At 69.8% G+C, this 16,726-nt stretch carries 18 protein-coding genes; 14 read left to right on the top strand and 4 right to left on the bottom strand.

The genetic code is table 11. The features are described 5' to 3' along the window. Positions 1 to 11 precede the first annotated feature (11 nt). Entirely contained in the window at positions 12 to 539 is a 528-nt protein-coding gene (locus tag GY170_RS12230; RefSeq protein WP_163894054.1) for a component of SufBCD complex, read from the bottom strand. Between the two features lie 141 nt (positions 540 to 680). Here GY170_RS12230 and hemB point away from each other — a divergent pair, with 141 nt between their 5' ends. The 3 genes from hemB (at position 681) to GY170_RS12245 (ending at position 3,253) form a co-directional block, all read left to right on the top strand. Continuing rightward, positions 681 to 1,676 carry a porphobilinogen synthase gene (gene hemB / locus GY170_RS12235; RefSeq protein ID WP_163894056.1) on the top strand — a complete coding sequence of 332 codons (996 nt, stop codon included), beginning with the start codon at positions 681 to 683 and terminating at the stop codon, positions 1,674 to 1,676. After that, on the top strand, positions 1,669 to 2,619 hold the full coding sequence (locus GY170_RS12240; protein WP_163894058.1) for a DMT family transporter: 951 nt from the start codon (positions 1,669 to 1,671) through the stop codon (positions 2,617 to 2,619). Before hemB ends, GY170_RS12240 begins: the two co-directional genes overlap by 8 nt. 76 nt (positions 2,620 to 2,695) lie before the next feature. Next, a complete protein-coding gene (locus GY170_RS12245; protein WP_163894060.1) occupies positions 2,696 to 3,253 on the top strand; it encodes a lipid-binding SYLF domain-containing protein in 558 nt (185 codons plus the stop codon). Here GY170_RS12245 and GY170_RS12250 read toward each other — a convergent pair. Next, positions 3,243 to 4,571, bottom strand: coding sequence for a DUF2254 domain-containing protein (locus GY170_RS12250; RefSeq protein WP_163894062.1), 1,329 nt, complete (start codon positions 4,569 to 4,571; stop codon positions 3,243 to 3,245). The genes GY170_RS12245 and GY170_RS12250 overlap by 11 nt on opposite strands. A gap of 115 nt (positions 4,572 to 4,686) precedes the next feature. Between GY170_RS12250 and GY170_RS12255 the strand changes: the two genes are divergently transcribed. The 3 genes from GY170_RS12255 (at position 4,687) to hisD (ending at position 9,069) form a co-directional block, all read left to right on the top strand. Then, positions 4,687 to 7,095, top strand: coding sequence for a GcvT family protein (locus tag GY170_RS12255; RefSeq protein ID WP_163894064.1), 2,409 nt, complete (start codon positions 4,687 to 4,689; stop codon positions 7,093 to 7,095). Further along, positions 7,092 to 7,682 (top strand): nucleotidyltransferase family protein, encoded by a 591-nt coding sequence (locus GY170_RS12260; RefSeq protein ID WP_163894066.1) that lies wholly within the window; start codon positions 7,092 to 7,094, stop codon positions 7,680 to 7,682. Before GY170_RS12255 ends, GY170_RS12260 begins: the two co-directional genes overlap by 4 nt. A gap of 79 nt (positions 7,683 to 7,761) precedes the next feature. Further along, the gene (gene hisD / locus GY170_RS12265; RefSeq protein WP_163894069.1) at positions 7,762 to 9,069 is read left to right on the top strand and encodes a histidinol dehydrogenase; all 1,308 of its coding nucleotides are present in this window, start codon (positions 7,762 to 7,764) and stop codon (positions 9,067 to 9,069) included. A gap of 337 nt (positions 9,070 to 9,406) precedes the next feature. On the opposite strand, the gene GY170_RS12270 is transcribed toward hisD, so the two are convergent. Continuing rightward, positions 9,407 to 9,952, bottom strand: coding sequence for a chloramphenicol phosphotransferase CPT family protein (locus tag GY170_RS12270; protein WP_163894071.1), 546 nt, complete (start codon positions 9,950 to 9,952; stop codon positions 9,407 to 9,409). Between the two features lie 51 nt (positions 9,953 to 10,003). On the opposite strand from GY170_RS12270, the gene GY170_RS12275 reads away from it, so the two are divergent. The 5 genes from GY170_RS12275 (at position 10,004) to GY170_RS12295 (ending at position 12,893) form a co-directional block, all read left to right on the top strand. Beyond that, on the top strand, positions 10,004 to 10,480 hold the full coding sequence (locus tag GY170_RS12275) for a UPF0262 family protein (RefSeq protein ID WP_163894073.1): 477 nt from the start codon (positions 10,004 to 10,006) through the stop codon (positions 10,478 to 10,480). A 5-nt stretch (positions 10,481 to 10,485) separates the two neighbouring features. Beyond that, entirely contained in the window at positions 10,486 to 10,971 is a 486-nt protein-coding gene (locus GY170_RS12280) for an arsenate-mycothiol transferase ArsC (RefSeq protein ID WP_163894075.1), read from the top strand. Then, positions 10,968 to 11,375, top strand: coding sequence for a ketosteroid isomerase-related protein (locus GY170_RS12285; protein ID WP_163894077.1), 408 nt, complete (start codon positions 10,968 to 10,970; stop codon positions 11,373 to 11,375). The genes GY170_RS12280 and GY170_RS12285 overlap by 4 nt, the downstream gene beginning before the upstream one ends. Continuing rightward, positions 11,372 to 11,953: a GNAT family N-acetyltransferase gene (locus GY170_RS12290; RefSeq protein WP_163894078.1), complete on the top strand. Its 582-nt coding sequence runs from the start codon at positions 11,372 to 11,374 to the stop codon at positions 11,951 to 11,953. Before GY170_RS12285 ends, GY170_RS12290 begins: the two co-directional genes overlap by 4 nt. A gap of 61 nt (positions 11,954 to 12,014) precedes the next feature. After that, positions 12,015 to 12,893 carry a carbon-nitrogen hydrolase family protein gene (locus GY170_RS12295; protein WP_163894080.1) on the top strand — a complete coding sequence of 293 codons (879 nt, stop codon included), beginning with the start codon at positions 12,015 to 12,017 and terminating at the stop codon, positions 12,891 to 12,893. 74 nt (positions 12,894 to 12,967) lie between these two features. Here GY170_RS12295 and GY170_RS12300 read toward each other — a convergent pair whose 3' ends face one another. Further along, positions 12,968 to 14,602: a PRC-barrel domain-containing protein gene (locus GY170_RS12300; protein ID WP_163894082.1), complete on the bottom strand. Its 1,635-nt coding sequence runs from the start codon at positions 14,600 to 14,602 to the stop codon at positions 12,968 to 12,970. Positions 14,603 to 14,836: 234 nt separating this feature from the next. Here GY170_RS12300 and infA point away from each other — a divergent pair, with 234 nt between their 5' ends. Genes infA through GY170_RS12315 form a run of 3 tightly spaced genes read left to right on the top strand, consistent with a single transcriptional unit; the run spans position 14,837 to position 16,725 of the window. Next, the gene (infA, locus tag GY170_RS12305; RefSeq protein ID WP_163894084.1) at positions 14,837 to 15,055 is read left to right on the top strand and encodes a translation initiation factor IF-1; all 219 of its coding nucleotides are present in this window, start codon (positions 14,837 to 14,839) and stop codon (positions 15,053 to 15,055) included. A gap of 22 nt (positions 15,056 to 15,077) precedes the next feature. Continuing rightward, a complete protein-coding gene (locus GY170_RS12310; protein WP_163895343.1) occupies positions 15,078 to 15,647 on the top strand; it encodes a Maf family protein in 570 nt (189 codons plus the stop codon). 40 nt (positions 15,648 to 15,687) lie between these two features. Continuing rightward, entirely contained in the window at positions 15,688 to 16,725 is a 1,038-nt protein-coding gene (locus GY170_RS12315; RefSeq protein ID WP_163894086.1) for a ribonuclease E/G, read from the top strand. Position 16,726: the final 1 nt, after the last annotated feature.

Below are 16,726 nucleotides of genomic sequence, written 5' to 3' on the forward strand. Positions count from 1 at the left end.
GGCGAGCCCGCTCAGAAGAAGGGGCCCACGGCGAGCGTCTTGTACATGCCGTACATGGCGGTGACCACCAGCGAGACCATGCCGATCAACTGAACCTGAAGTCTCTGCCGCCGCAGCCGCCGGTAGATCAGGTCGGCCTCCAGCTCATCGGCGGCGTCGAAGTCGGCGGCGGTGGCGACGCCGAGGAAGCCCACCAGTGTCATCGGCAGGGCGATCAGCTCCACCGCCTGCGCCCATTCGACGCCGTACCAGAGGGACAGGACGAGCAGCGTGCTGTGCAGAAAGCAGACCAGCCCGAAGAGCCAGAGCCCGGAATTGCGGCTGAAAAAGAGCATCCGCCGCGACTGGATTCCGACAAGCTGGATGAGATCGGCCTCCGCCTGACCGCCCTCGCGGCGGGCACGCATGACGAGATCCCACGGCACGCCCATGACGAAATGAGAGGCGGAGGACCAGACGACAGCGAGCACGATCCAGTACCACAGATTGGAAAACGAATGGAAATCTATGGTCTGAAAGAGAAGATCAGTGAAGGTCACGCGCGGCCGCCTGCAGCTTTTTCGCAGAGCCTACGCGCTGGTGCGGCGAATGGCGAGGCTTGAGGTGGGCGCGGCTTCGTGCCACCGGAGTCGGTGTCCTTTGCCGCCGCAGGCGGTGCCCTTTGCCGAGAAAGGCCCGCGATGCTGACGCCCCCGCCCTTCCCCGCCGCCCGCCCGCGCCGCTTGCGCCGCACGCCCGCGCTCCGCGCCCTCGTCTCCGAGAACGTGCTGACCCCGGCGGATTTCATCTGGCCGGTCTTCCTGACCGAGGGCGAGGATCTGCAGACCCCGGTCGCCTCCATGCCCGGCGTCTCGCGCCTGTCGGTGGACCGGGTCGCGGCGGCGGCGCAGGAGGCGTGGAGCCTCGGGATCCCCGCCATCTGCCTCTTCCCCTACACCTCGGCGGAGGCGCGCACGAACGACTGCGCCATGGCGTGGGATCCGGAGAACCTCACCAACCGCGCCATCCGCGAGATCAAGGACAAGGTGCCGGACATCGCCGTGATGACCGACATCGCGCTCGATCCCTACAACGCCGAGGGCCATGACGGCTTCGTGCGCGAGGGAGAGATCGTCAACGACGAGACGGTCGAGGCGCTGGTGAAGATGGCGCTGGCGCAGGCCGCGGCGGGGGCGGATATCCTCGGCCCCTCCGACATGATGGACGGGCGGATCGGCGCCATGCGCGCGGCGCTGGAATCCGAAGGATACCAGCACGTGACCATCCTCTCCTACGCCGCCAAGTATGCCTCGGCCTTCTACGGGCCGTTCCGCGACGCCGTCGGCGCCTCCGCCGCGCTGAAGGGCGACAAGAAGACCTACCAGATGGACCCGGCCAATGCCGACGAGGCGCTGCGCCTCGTCGCCCGCGACCTCTCCGAAGGGGCCGACATGGTGATGGTGAAGCCGGGGATGCCGTATCTCGACATCTGCCGCGCCGTGAAGACGGAGTTCGGCGTGCCGACCTTCGCCTACCAGGTCTCCGGCGAGTACGCGATGCTGCAGGCGGCGAGCCAGAACGGCTGGCTCGACGGGCCGCGGGTGATGATGGAGAGCCTGATGGCCTTCAAGCGCGCCGGCTGCGACGGCATCCTCACCTACTTCGCCCCCGCCGCCGCGCGGCTCCTCAATGGCTGAGACGCAGGAGCGCCCGCTGCTCGGCGTGGCGCTGGTGGCGGCGGCGGTCTTCAACTTCGCGCTCTTCGACACCGCCACCAAGGTGCTCTCCACCGGCTACGAGGCCGGCTTCCTGATGGCGATCCGCTACGCGGTGAACTTCGCCATCATGTGCGCGATCATGCTGCCCCGCTACGGGCGCGGCGCTTTCGTCACCCACCGCTCGGCGCTGGTGCTGCTGCGCGCGCTCAGCCTCGTCGCCGCCTCGTGGTGCATGACGAACGCCGTGCGCACCCTGCCCGTCGGCGAGACGGCGGCGATCACTTATCTCGCGCCCTTGGCCGTGCTCATCCTCGCCGTGCCGGTGCTGGGCGAGCGGGTGGGCCTCGCCGGCTGGCTGGCGGCCGGTGTCGGCTTCGCCGGCACGCTGCTCATCGTCCGCCCCGGCGGCGGGCTCGACCCGCAGGGCGTGCTCTTCGCGCTTGGCGTCGCCGCCGCCACCTCCGTCTACCACCTCCTCTCCCGCCTTCTCGCGCGGACGGAGACGACGGAGGCGCTGGTGCTGCACACGGCGCTGGCGGGGATGATCGTCTTCGGCGCCACCCTGCCGTGGACGCTGCCGTCCGAGATGCCGCCCCTCCGCGACGGGTTGCTGATCGTCACGCTCGGCCTCTTCGGCGCGCTGGGGCACTTCCTGCTGACGGTCGCCTACCGCTTTGCGCCGGCGCCCTTCCTCGCGCCGGTCAACTACCTCCACCTCGCCTTCGCGACCTTCCTCGGCTGGCTGGTCTTCGGGCATGTGCCCGATGCCGTCTCCGCCGCCGGGATCGTGCTGGTGCTGCTGGCGGGCCTCTCCACCGCGCTGCGCCCGCGCCGCCCGGCGCTGCGCACCGGGCCACCGGCGAGTGTCGACGGGGACGCACCCGTGACGACCGATCCGCCGCGCCCCGCCGTGAGGCGATGACAATTGCGACGATGCTGCCTATAGTGCCCCGCAATCGGCCAGCCACAAGGCCGAACCTATGAGGCGAGAGAGCGAGATGATCACCACCACACGGCGCAATCTGCTTGCGGCCGGCGGCGCGTCGATGGCGCTGGCCGCCTGCGGCAACGGCATCGGGTCCCCCGGGTCCAACCAGATCGACGCGCGCGTCGATTCCACCCTTCAGTACATGTACGGCACCTATCCCGGCACGAGCGAGCTGCAGCAGCAGGCCGCCGGGATGCTGGTCATGCCGCTGGTCACCGAGGCCGGCCTCGGGCTCGGCGGCTCCTACGGGCGCGGCGCGCTGCGCGTCGGCGGCGCGACGGTGGATTACTACCTCGCCACCGCCGCCTCGGCGGGCCTGCAGATCGGCGCCCAGCAATACTCGCACGTCCTGTTCTTCATGACGCAGGACAGCCTGATGACCTTCCGCCGCTCCAGCGGCTGGTCGGCGGGCGGCGACATCGAATACGCGCTCAACAACCGCGGAGAGATGCTGCGGGCCGACGTGCTCACCTCCGTCTCGCCCGTGATCGCGGTCGTCTTCGCTCAGGCGGGCCTGCGGGTCGGCGCCACGATCGAGGGCACGAAGTACACGCGCATCATTCCCTGACGTCGGCCTCGGCGGTGGCGTCTTTCACGGCGTCATCGCCCGTCTCCTCCGCGCCCCGCAGCACCTCGGCATTGGCAACGGCGCGCAGGCGGGCGCGGTCGGGCTCGAAGGTCATCGACTGCATGGCGCGGCAATATTCGCGGATCGCCACGCGCCGCGCCGCCACCGCCATCGCCTCGTCGCTATGGGCCATCAGGCCGGTCAGCAGGTCCTGCACCCGCAGCTGCACCTCCAGCTTGTCGGCCCCGTCGCGGGCGATGCCGTCGAAGCCGTCGTTCACCAGATCCTCGGGGTCGAGCGGCGGGATATGCAGGCGCGGGTAGAGCGGGCCATCCTCCGCCTCCTCGCGCCGGTAATCCGACAGGATGCGCCCGATCCTCGTGATCACGTCGATGGCCGTGCCGCTGTCGTTGATGCCCGGCGAGAGCGCCTTCGAGCCGATCTCGGCCAGCACCGTCAGCCCCAGCCGAGGGTCCTGCACGTAGCCGCGCGCGTCCCCGGTGACGATCTGCTCGCGGACCTTGCCCTCCAGCTCCTCGTCCAGCGGGCGCCCGAGATAGGCGATGGGCTCGCCGAGATGGGCGAAGGTGCCGGGCGGCAGCGGCATGTAGATGTGGCAATCATGCGCCTCGGCGATGTCGTTCAGCCCGTCCTGGTAGATCTGCAGCACGTAGCCCGCCCCCCGCGCCCGGATCGGCGTCGCGCCCTCCGGCACCTCGCCCTCCCAGCGGGCGCCGCCGAGGCAGGGCGTCTCCAGCCGCTTGGCCAGCTCGCGGGCGGTGATCTCCTCCACCTGCCGGACCGTCTGGTCGAGCTGCCCGAAGCCCTGCAGGTGCAGCACCCAGCGGATCAGCGCCAGCACCACCAGCACCAGCACCATCGTCGTCAGGATGAAGAGCACCAGCGCATGCTCGTCGCTGTAGACCCGCATCTCGCGCAGGATGATGGCGACGAGCGAATAGACGAAGGCGCCGATGAAGGTGGCGATCGTGTTCTGCATCCGCGGGTCCTGCACGATCAGCCGGTGCACGCGCGGGGTCCATTGCGAGGCGGAGAAGGAGTAGACGCTGACCATCACCGTCAGCGAGAAGATCGTCGCCGCCAGCATGGCGTTGGCGATGATGTCGAGCAGCCGGTCGGCGGCCCCCCCGCCCACGTAGGCGCGCCATTCGTCGGGCAGCAGCGGCGAGATGACCTGCGTCAGCCCGATGGAGACGAGCGCCAGCGCGCCGAAGAGGATGACGCGCACCACCAGCGTCCGCCAGAGCGCCACCGCCCGGCGGACGAGGCTTTCCGATATGCCGATGATGGATGCCATCGCGTCTCCTGCCCGTTTGCGACACGTCATGTCGCCTGTTGCCTTCCGCCCGGCGGCTCCCCTCCATAGGGTGGCCGCGACGGCGCTGCGCCCGCCATCATCAGGAGGCCGAGAGATGAAGACAAGCACCCGCGTTGCCGTGATCGGAGGGGGCGTCGTCGGCGCCTCGGTTCTCTATCACCTCACCAAGCTCGGCTGGTCCGACGTGATGCTGATCGAGCGCTCGGAGCTGACCTCGGGTTCCACCTGGCACGCGGCGGGCGGCTTTCATACCCTCAACGGCGACACCAACATGGCGGCGCTGCAGGGCTACACGATCCGCCTCTACCGCGAGCTGGAAGAGATCACCGGCATGTCCTGCGGCCTCCACCACGTCGGCGGCATCACGCTGGCCGACAACCGTGACCGCTTCGACATGCTCAAGGCCGAGCGCGCAAAGCACCGCTACATGGGGCTGGAGACGAACATCCTCGGCCCCGAGGAGGTGCGCGAGATGACCGGCGGGCTGGTCAATACCGACGGCATCATCGGCGCCCTTTATGACCCGCTCGATGGGCATCTCGACCCCTCCGGCACCACCCACGCCTATGCCAAGGCGGCCCGCATGGGCGGGGCGGAGATCGTGCTCCACAACCGGGTGATGGAGCTGAACCCCCGCGCCGACGGCACCTGGGACGTGGTGACGGAGCAGGGCACGATCCACGCCGAGCATATCGTCAACGCCGGCGGCCTCTGGGCGCGGGAAGTGGCGGCGATGGCCGGCCTCTACGCCCCGCTCCTGCCGATGGCGCACCAGTACCTCGTGACGGACGACATCCCCGAGATCTACGAGCGCGGCGCCGAATTCCCTCATGTGATGGACCCGGGCGGCGAGAGCTACCTGCGGCAGGAGGGCCGTGGCCTCTGCATCGGCTTCTACGAGAAGCCCTGCGAGCCATGGAGCGTCGATGGCACGCCCTGGGGCTTCGGCCACGAGCTGCTGCCCGACAATATCGACAAGATCGAGGACAGCGTCGCCTTCGCCTACCGCCGCTTCCCGGTGCTGGAGCGGGCCGGCGTGAAGAGCATCATCCACGGCCCCTTCACCTTCGCCCCCGACGGCAACCCCCTCGTCGGGCCGGTACCGGGTGTCCCTGGCTACTGGAGCGCCTGCGGTGTGATGGCCGGTTTCTCCCAGGGCGGAGGTGTGGGCCTCACGCTGGCGCAATGGATGATCGAGGGCGAGGCCGAGCGCGACGTGACGGGCCTCGATGTGGCGCGCTTCGGCAGCTGGATCACCCCGGGCTATACCGTGCCCAAGGTCATCGAGAACTACCAGACCCGCTTCTCCGTCGCCTATCCCAACGAGGAAAAGCCCGCCGCCCGGCCCCACCGCACGACCCCGATGTACGACATCTTCGATGGCATGGGCGCCGTCTGGGGCCAGCAATACGGGCTGGAGGTGGTCAACTACTTCGCCAAGGGCGACGAGCCCCGCTACGAGACCCCGAGCTTCCGCCGCACCAACGCTTTCGAGGCGACGGGCCGCGAGGTCCGCGCCGTCCGCGAGGGCGTGGGCATCAATGAGGTGCAGAACTTCGGCAAGTTCCTCGTCACCGGCCCGAAGGCCCGCGACTGGCTCGACCGCATCATGGCCGGCCGCGTGCCGAAACCGGGGCGGGTGTCGCTCACCCCGATGCTGGCCGAGTCGGGCCGGATCATCGGTGACTTCACCATCTCCTGCCTCAGCGAGGAGGAGTTCCAGCTCACCGCCTCATACGGCGCGCAGAACATTCACCTGCGCTGGTTCCTCCGCCACAAGGCGCCGGGGGTGGAGATCGAGAACATCTCCGACCGCCGCAACGGCTTCCAGCTCGCCGGCCCGAAGGCGCGCGAGGTCCTCGCCGCCTGCACCCGCGAGCCGGTGGACCTCAAGTTCATGGACGTCCGCCCCATGGTCGTCGGCCAGGTCGCCTGCCTCGTCCAGCGCCTCAGCTACACCGGAGATCTCGGCTACGAGATCTACTGCGACCCGATGGACCAGCGCACGCTCTTCCACACGCTCATGCGCGCCGGCGTCCCCCTCGGGATCACCCCCTTCGGGATGCGCGCCATGATGTCCCTCCGGCTGGACCGCTTCTTCGGCGGCTGGATGCGGGAGTTCTCGCCGGACTATACGCCGGCGGAGACCGGCATCGACCGCTTCATCCAGTGGTCCAAGAACGGCGATTTCATCGGCCGCGATGCGGCAGAGGCCGAGCGCACCACGCCCCCGCCCCGCCGCCTCGCCCATTTCGAGGTCGAGGCCGGGGATGCGGACGTCACCGCCTACGAGCCCATCTGGATCGACGGCGAGGTCAAGGGCTTCTGCACCTCCGGCGGCTACTCGCACTGGCAGGGCAAGTCCCTCGCCTACGGCCTGATCCCGCGCGAGAGCTGGGGCCCGGGGCTGGAGGTGGAGATCGAGATCCTCGGCGAGATGCGCCGCGCCCGGCAGGTGCCCGAGGACCAGTGGGACGGCGACGACGCCCGGATGCGGGCATGAGGGAGGACCCCATCCTCCTCCTCGCCGCCGGCCTCTCCTCCCGGATGGGCGGGGCCGACAAGCAGGCCGAGCCGGTGGAGGGCATCCCCCTCCTCACCCGCCTCGCCCACGCCGCCTGCGACGTCTCCTCGCGCGTCTTCGTCGCCCTGCCCTCGCCGGATCACCCCCGCGCCGCGCTGCTGGGGGACCTGCCCGTGACGCCGCTCGCGCTGCCCGGCAGCGCCGAGGGCATGGGCGGCACCCTCCGCGACGGCGTCGCCGCCCTGCCGGACTGCGCCCGCTTCATGGTGCTCCTGACGGACCTGCCCCTGATCGGCGCTGCGGAGATGGAGGCGGTCTTCGCCGCCGCCGACGCGGCGCCGGACCACCTCATCTGGCGCGGCGCCACGCCCGACGGCCGCCCCGGCCACCCGATCCTCTTCGACGCCACCCTCCGACCCGGCTTCGCCCGGCTCGGCGGCGACGAGGGCGGCGAGAGCCTCGTGCGCCCGCTCCACGCCCGCACCTTCCTCCTCCCCTTCGCGGATGACCGCGCCCGCCTCGATCTCGACACGCCGGAGGACTGGGCCGCCTTCCGCGCCCGCTGACAGGCCGGCCGCCGCTGCCCCGCCGCTTGCCCTCCCCTCCCCCCGCCGCTATCCGCCTGATCGCGACGGAGGTGCCCCGATGCCGATCAGATTGAACAGCCGCGATCCCGGGTTCGAGGAGGCCTTCGCCCGCCTTCTGACCATGAAGCGCGAGGATGCGCCGGACGTGGCGGAGACGGTGGCGGGGATCATCGCCGATGTCCGCGCCCGGGGCGACGCCGCGCTCCTCGAGCTGACCGCCCGCTTCGACCGGCTGGAGCTGACGGCGGACCGGCTGCGCATCTCGGCAGACGAGATCGACGCCGCCGTCGGCTCCGTCCCCCCGGGTCAGCGCGAGGCGCTGGAGCTGGCCGCGGCCCGCATCCGCGCCTACCACGAGCGGCAGCTGCCCGAGGATGCCTCCTTCACCGATGATGTCGGCGCCACGCTTGGCTGGCGCTTCACGCCCATCGCGGCGGCGGGGCTATACGTGCCGGGGGGGACGGCGTCCTACCCCTCCTCCGTCCTGATGAACGCCATCCCCGCCAAGGTCGCCGGCGTGCCCCGCCTCGCGGTGACGGTGCCGTGCCCCGACGGGGTGCTGAACCCGCTCGTCCTCCTCGCCGCCCGCCTCTCCGGCGTCGACGAGGTCTACCGCTTGGGCGGCGCGCAGGCCGTCGCGGCGCTGGCCTACGGGACGGAGAGCATCGCCCCGGTGGACAAGATCACCGGCCCCGGCAACGCCTTCGTCGCCGCCGCCAAGCGCGCCGTCTTCGGCAAGGTCGGCATCGACATGATCGCCGGCCCCTCCGAGATCCTCGTCATCGCCGACGACACGGTGGAGCCGGAGTTCATCGCCCTTGACCTCCTCTCCCAGGCCGAGCACGACGAGAGCGCGCAGGCGATCCTGCTGACGGACTCCCCCGCCCTCGCCGACGCCGTCGAGGCGGAGGTGGCGCGCCTCCTCGCCACCCTCCCCCGCGCCGCCATCGCCGGCGCCAGCTGGCGGGATTTCGGCGCGGTGGTGGTGACGCGGAACCTCTCCGAGGCGGCCGAGCTTTCCAACCGCGTGGCGCCCGAGCACCTGGAGATCTGCACGGAGGACCCGGAGGCGCTCCTCCCCGAGATCGCCCATGCCGGCGCCATCTTCCTCGGCCAGTGGACGCCGGAGGCCATCGGCGACTACGTGGGCGGCCCGAACCACGTCCTCCCCACGGCGCGCTCGGCGCGCTTCTCCTCTGGGCTGAACGTGATGGACTTCCTCAAGCGCACGACACTGGCGAAGATGACCCCCGAGGCGCTGAAGGCCATCGGCCCGGCGGCGGAGGTGCTGGCGCAGGCCGAGGGCCTGACGGCCCACGGCGCCAGCGTCACGGCGAGACTGGAGCGGCTGAACCGGGAGGAGTGAGCGGGGGACGGCGCGGCGGTGGGTTGAAGACACTCCCAACGCCGTAGGGTGGGTTTCCAACCCACCTCCCCGTCTCCACCGAGCGCTCCCCTCTCCGGCGCAGGGCGAGCGCCGGACCGTGGGTTGGCGCTCCTACGGCATATCGGCGCACTTTATGTTGCCGCCACCTCCCAGCTCAGAACGCCGCGCCAACGTCACCGGAGCGCCAGCCCGCCGGACGGGCCGGCGCTCGCCCTGCGCCTTTGGCGCGCACCGGGCGGGGGAAGACGCGGCACCGTCGCGCATCGGTGGGACAAAGCCGGCGTCACGCCCAACGCCTCCCGCCGCCCCCCCAAGCTCACACCGCCCCGACCTCGAAGAACCGCGACCGTCCCCGCCGCTCCCAGGCCTCGATGACCACCCGGGCATTCTCCTGCGGTGCCGCGCCGCCATCCACCTCCAGGTCGTAGCGCTGCCCCTCGTGGACCCGGCCGAAATCTTCCGCCGCCATGCCCGCAGGGCGGTCGCCCCGGGCGGCTTCCCTGCGCTCCAGCTCCTCCAGCGGCGTCCGGAGGCCGACGTAGAAGAGGTCCACCCCCGCCCATCGCTCCGCCAGCTCGCCACGCCAGTCCGGCGCTTCGAGGATGTGCTCCAGGATCATGTCGTTGCCCGCCGCCAGGCCCGCACCGACCATGCCGTGGAAGCCGTCGAAGAAGGCCTGCCGCTGCGCGCCCCACGAGAACTCGCCGGAGCGGAAGCGGGCCATGGGCACGATGCCGCCGTCCCTCAGGTGATCGATGGAGAAATGCCAGAAGGGCTCCGGCAGCGCCGCCTGCAGCGCCCGCGCCAGCGTGCTCTTGCCCGAGGAGGACGCCCCGTGGAGAAAGATCAGCCGTCCGCCCATGGCGCCCCCCAACTTGCCAGCCCGCATCGGCCCGGCTACCCATCGATGGCCATGAGCCGCATCTGTCACATCCAGATCGACGATTCCAACCTGCCCCCTCCGACGCCGGAGATCGAGCAGGAGCGGAAGGTGGCGATCTTCGACCTCCTGGAGGAGAACTCCTTCACCCCCCTGCGTGACGGCGCCGATCTGCCCTCTGGCCCCTACCGGCTGCAGCTCTACGTCCGCGAGCGGCGGCTGGTGCTGGATCTGACCACCGAGGCGGGCGCGGAGGTGGGCGCCATCCACCTCTCCCTCGGGCCCTTCCGGCAGGTGGTGAAGGATTACTTCCAGATCTGCGAGAGCTATTTCGACGCCGTCAAATCCATGCCCGCCTCCCAGATCGAGACGATCGACATGGCCCGGCGCGGCATCCACAACGAGGGGGCGCGCCTCTTGCGCGAGCGGCTGGAGGGCAAGGCGGAGCTCGACCTCGACACGGCCCGCCGGCTCTTCACCCTCATCTGCGTGCTGCATTTCGGGGGCTGAAAGATATGGAGGACGGCAAGAGCGACAAGGTCGTCCGCGCCCCGCCCCAGTCCGTCCTCTTCTGCTGCGATCACAACGCCGTCCGCTCCCCGATGGCCGAGGGCATCATGAAGAAGTTCTACGGCACCGCCTGCTACACCCAGTCCGCCGGCGTGCGCAGCGACATGGAGATCGATGGCTTCGCCATCTCCGTCTGCGCCGAGATCGGCGTGGCGCTGGAGCGGCACCGCTCGCGCAGCTTCGACCAGATGGTCGAATGGGGCGACGACCTGACGTCCTTCGATCTCATCGTCGCGCTCACCCCCGCCAGCCACCGCCGGGCGCTGGAGCTGACGCGCGTCGTGCACCTCGACATCGAGTACTGGCCGATCCTCGATCCGACGGGCCTCGGCGAGGGGCGCGAGGAAAGGCTTGCCTCCTACCGCAAGACCCGTGACATGATCGCCGCGCGCCTTCAGGCGCGGTTCGGAGAGCCAAGGAAAACCCGATGAGAGACGAGACCGAAGCCCTGATCGCCGCCTATTACGAGGCCTTCAACGCCAAGGACACCGACGCGATGCTGGCCCTCCTCTCCGAGGATGTGGCCCATCACGTCAACGAGGGGCAGGTGCGGCAGGGGCGCGAGCTCTTCGCCGAGTTCAACGCCCACATGAGCCGCAGCTACGACGAGCGGCTGACGGAGATGGTGATCTTCGCCAGCGCCGACGGCACGCGCGCCGCCGCCGAGTTCATGGTCAACGGCACCTACCTGCAGACGGATCCCGGACTGCCGGAGGCGAACGGCCAGGGCTACCGCCTGCCCGGCGGCGCCTTCTTCACGGTGGCGGAGGGCAGGATCGCCCGGGTCACCACCTACTACAACCTCGCGGACTGGGTCGCCCAGGTCTCCGCGTGAGCCTGCGGTTCGAGACGCTATCGGGCGCCGCGGTCACCGAGCGGCTCGACGATCTGGCCCGCCTCAGGATCGAGGTCTTCCGCGACTGGCCCTATCTCTATGACGGCGATCTCGCCTACGAGCGCCGCTACATGGCCAGCTACGAGGACAATCCCCGCGCGGTGCTCGTCGGCGCCTTCGCCGGCGAGGCATTGGTCGGCGCCGCCACCGGCACCCCGATGGAGGATCACGCGGAGGACTTCGCCGCCGCCTTCGCCGGCCGCGACCTCGGCGAGATCTTCTACTGCGCCGAGAGCGTCCTCCTGCCCGACCATCGCGGCCAGGGCGCCGGCCATGCCTTCTTCGATGCTCGCGAGGCCCATGCCCGCGCCCTCGGCCGCCGCTATTCCGCCTTCTGCGCCGTCGACCGGCCGGCGGACCATCCGCTCCGGCCCGAGGGCTACCGGCCGCTCGATCCCTTCTGGCGTGCGCGGGGCTATGTGCCGCTGGAGGGCGTCTTCGCCACCTTCCGCTGGAAGGACGTCGATCAGCCGGCGGAGACGGAGCACCGGCTGCAGTTCTGGATGAAGACACTCTAGGGGGGCTCTGCCCCCCGCCTGCGGCTCCCCCCGGGATACTTGAAGAAAAGCGAGAGGCCCCATGAAGATCGCCGTGTCAGGATATGCGCCCGAATGGCTGCCCGACTGGGCGGCGCTGGAGGAGAGCCTCGCCGCCCATGTGGGCGGGGCGGTGGCCCAGGGGGCGGAGCTGCTGGTCTACCCGGAATATGGCGGCGTCGCCTCGGGCCTGATCGGCCAGCCGGAGGGGCTGGACGCCGCCGGCTGGGCGGACAGGCTGGCGGAGCGGGCGGAGGCGTGGGTCGGGCTCAACGCGCATCTGGCGAAGGCGCACGGGGTGCATGTCCTCGCGGGCTCCACTTGCGTGCGGCTGGACGGGCATATCGTCAACCGCACGTGGCTCTGCACGCCGGACGGCGCGACGGGCCATCAGGACAAGGCGATCCTCACCCCCTACGAGCGCGACGACATGCAGCTCTCGCCCGGGCAGGAGCTGAACGTCTTCGACACCGCGCTGGGGCGGATCGGCGTGCTGATCTGCTACGACAGCGAGTTCCCCCTCCTCGCCCGCGGGCTGGTGGAGGCGGGGGCGGAGATGCTGCTGGTGCCCTCCTACACCGACCTTCCGGCCGGCGCGACGCGGGTGCGGGAGAGCTGCCGGGCGCGTGCCATCGAGCAGCAATGCCTCGTCGTCAACGCGCCGCTGGCGGGGGCCTGCGCCGATTGCGAGATCTACGATGTCGGGACCGGCCGGCCCGGGCTATTCTGCCCGCCGGACGTGGGCCAGCCGCCCTCCGGCATCCTCGCGGAGGCTCAGAGCGACGCGGCACCGGGCTGGCTGATCGCCGAGGTGGACCCGGCCGCGATCTCCATGCCCCGTCTCACCGGCGCCGTCGGCAACCATGCGCAATGGGCGGAGCAGAAGCGGGTGCCGCCGCCAGGCCTCATCTCGCTGAAATAGGCAGAGGCGCAAACGGAAACGGGCCGCCCAAAAGGGCGGCCCGCTCCGTCTCGTCTGGCTAGCAGCCGGGTCGATTATTCGACCACGACGCTTTCCATGGCTTCGAGCTGCTCGTCGGTGTAGTCGGCATAGACGCGCACGTCATCGCCGAGGTCCGACTGCAGGATCGTCAGCGAGTTGAACGGGATGGCCACGTCCTTCTCACCGATGCCGAGGAAACCACCGACTTCGACGATCACGGCTTCGATCTGGCCACCTTCGCTGAACACGAAGTTGCCGATCTCACCGATCGTCTCGTCGTTGATGCCGTACAGCGTTTCGCCGAGCATTTCTTCGGCCGGGATGTCGCCGAGACCGGCAACATTGTAGCCGTCGAGCACGACGTTCGGGCCCATGGCTTCGTCTTCCATGAGTTCGCTGTCGGTGGCGGTCAGATCGCCGGCCTCGTCGACTTCGGCCTCGATCTCGTCACCGGCCGCGTCGAGTGTCGCCGCGGTTTCGGCACCGGCTTCCTGGACTTCGTCACCGACTTCTTCGGCGGCCATTTCCATCTCGTCGCCGGCTTCGTCCAGCTCGGCTTCGACTTCGTCGTCGATCGAGGTCAGCTCGGTATCGTCTTCGACCTCCATCTCGCCGTCGAGCTCCATGGTGTCGTCGGCCATGGCTTCGTCGTCCATGGTCGCTTCCATCTCGGCGTCGTCCATTTCGGCGTCGTCCATGACCGCAGCGCCATCATCGGAACCTTCAGCCTGGTTGAACGTCACGACGGGCTCGCCGGACTGCACCCACTGGACCTGCGGCTCGCCGGAGGAGCTGAACTGCACGTTCGGCTCGGCGCTCTCGAAGGAGACCATCGGCTCGCTGCGCTGGATGTCCACAGACGCTTCCTGACCACCGTCGGAGTAGGTGACGGTCGGCTGGTTGGCGGTCATGTTGACCTGCGCATCGGCCATCTCGCGCTCGGCGCCCGCGGCACCCGTCTGGTAGGTCTCGCCGGTGTTGCGGTCGGAGACCTGAACACCCGGGCTGCCTTCCTCGTCGACGGCACGGCGCAGTTCGAGCTCGACGCGCGGCTGGGCCTGCGTGACCGTGATGGTCGGCTCGGCCTGGCGCACTTCGACCTGCGGCTCGGTGGTGGCAACATCAACGCCCGGCTCGGGCATGGTGATGATGATTTCCGGGGCCGGCTGCTCGATCGTGATGGTCGGCTGCGGCATGTCGAGCGTGATGTTCGGCGCGGCCTGGCGCACGACGATCTGGGCCTGGCCCTCGGTCACGCGAACGGACGGAGCCGTCTCGGACACGGAAACCTCGGCGTCGCCGCCTTCGATGTTCACGGTCGGCGGGGTCTGCTCGAGATAGACGGTGCCCTCGATGACGGCCTCGTCTTCCAGACGCACGGTCGTGCGCTCGGTGTCGACGACTTCGGCTTCAGCTTCCACCTCGGCCTCGGCCTCGACTTCAGCAGTGGCCGTGTCCGTGTCGGTGGCCATGGCGGCCTCGTCCTCGGAGAACTGGACGAGCCAGAGCTGGCAGCTCTCGATGTCGCCGGCCTCGATGGCAGCCATGATTTCCTGATTCTCGGCGTCGGTGCTTTCAACGGTGCCGGATTCAACCACGGTGAGCAGATCTGCACAAACTTGTGCCTCGGCATCCTGTGCGAGCGCGGCGCCGCCGACGGGCACGGTCAGAGCCGTTGTCAGCAACATGGTGCGAGTGCTAATTTTCATGACGGGGTCTCCCTGTCGTTTCTATTCGGTTCACACCCTCACAACGACGAGACCGCTGTGGCGTTCCGCACAAAGTGAACGGAACGGCGCAGAAGCAGCCGGCCCACGCCCCTTCGGCAGGGTCGGTTGCTTCACTCTAGCCTTGAAATCCTAGGGATACGGGCGCATATGCACGCCACCCGCCGCATGCGGGAAACATTTTATGGAGATCACATGGCCAAGGAAGACACGCTCGAATTTCCTGGTGTCGTGAAGGAACTCCTGCCGAATGCGACGTTCAGGGTCGAGCTTGAGAACGGCCATGAGATCATCGCGCACACGGCAGGCAAGATGCGCAAGAACCGCATCCGCGTTCTGGCTGGCGACAAGGTTCAGGTGGAAATGACCCCCTATGATCTGACCAAGGGTCGGATCAACTACCGCTTCCGCTAAGCCGGGCGCGGTGCCCCAGAGCATGGCGCTCGTCCTCGGCTCGGCCAGCCCGCGCCGCCTCGAGCTGCTCGCGCAGCTCGGCCTGGCGCCGGCGGACGTGCGCCCCCCCGACATCGACGAGACCCCGGCCAAGGGCGAGCTGCCGCGTGACTACGTGCGCCGCATCGCCCGGCAGAAGGCGAAGGCGGTGCCCTGCGCGCCCGGTGAGGTCGTGCTCTGCGCCGACACCACCGTCGCCCTCGGCCGTCGCATCATGGGCAAGCCGGAGGACGAGGAGGAGGCGCGCCGCTTCCTGCAGCTCCTCTCCGGCCGGCGCCACCGCGTCATCACCGCCGTCGCGGTCTCGACGCCGGAGCGGCTGTGGGAGCGCGACGTGGTGACGAGCGTGCAGGTCAAACGCCTGAGCGAGGTGGAGATCGCCGGCTACCTCGCCACCGGCGACTGGCGCGGTAAGGCCGGCGCCTATGGCATCCAAGGCCCCTTCGGCGCGCTGGTGCCGTGGATCTCCGGCTCCTTCTCCGCCGTCGTCGGCCTGCCGCTGGCGGAGACGGCGCATCTGTTGCAGGCGGCGGGCGTGGAGGTCTGGCGATGACCGCCCCGACCGTGAAGGCCCCCGGCATGGAGACGCGGCCATGAAAGGCAGACGCATCGTTCTCGATCACCTCGGCGGCCGCCCCGCGGCGGCGCTGATGGTCGACGGTCGGCTGGACGATCTCCTGATCGACGATGAGGGCGTCCGCCCCGGCGCCATCTTCCGCGGCCTCTGCGACCGGCCGATGAAGGGCCAGGGCGGCATGTTCCTCAGGCTGCCGGATGGCGACCGCGCCTTCCTGCGCGGCGCAGGCGGGCTGAAGCCCGGCCAGTCGCTGCTGGTTCAGGTGACGGGCGTGGCCGAGCCCGGCAAGGCGATCCCGGTCACCGACCGGCTGCTCTTCAAGTCCCGCTTCGTCATCGTCACCCCCGGCGCCCCCGGCATCAACGTCTCCCGCGCCATCCAGGGCGAGGAAGTGCGCGCCGCCCTGCGCATCATCGCCGAGGAGGCGACGGACGGCGCCCATGGCCTGATCCTGCGCTCCGCCGCCGAAGGCGCGCCGGAGGAGGAGATCGCCGAGGACATCGCCTCGATGGAGGCTCTCGCCGCCGCCGTTCTCGCCGATGCCGCCGGCACCGAGCCCGAGGCGCTGACGGAGGGCGACGGCCCGCATGAGCTCGCCTGGCGCGACTGGACGGCGCCCGAGGTGGTGACGGAACCCGGCGGCTTCGCCCGCGAGGGCGTGCTGGACGAGATCGAGGCGCTGGGCCGGGCGGAGATCGACCTCGGCGAGGGCTTCATGAGCGTCGAGCCGACGCGGGCGCTGGTGGCGGTGGACGTCAACACCGGCGCCGACACCTCCCCCGCCGCGGCGCTGAAGGCCAATCTCGCCGCGTCCCGCGCCCTGCCCCGGGCCCTGCGCCTGCGCGGCCTCGGCGGTCAGGTGGCTGTGGATTTCGTCTCCATGCCCAAGGCGCAGCGCAAGCAGCTGGAGCAGAGCCTGCGCGCCAGCTTCCGGGCCGACGCCATCGAGACCTCGCTCGTCGGGTGGACGCAGATGGGTCTCTTCGAACTCCAGCGCAAGCGCGAGCGGCCGCCGATGGCGCCCATCCTCGCCGCCCTGAAGGAGCACCTGTGAC

It is taken from the genome of Pseudoroseicyclus tamaricis (genome assembly GCF_012070395.1).
GTDB classification, from domain to species: Bacteria; Pseudomonadota; Alphaproteobacteria; order Rhodobacterales; family Rhodobacteraceae; genus Pseudoroseicyclus_A; species Pseudoroseicyclus_A tamaricis.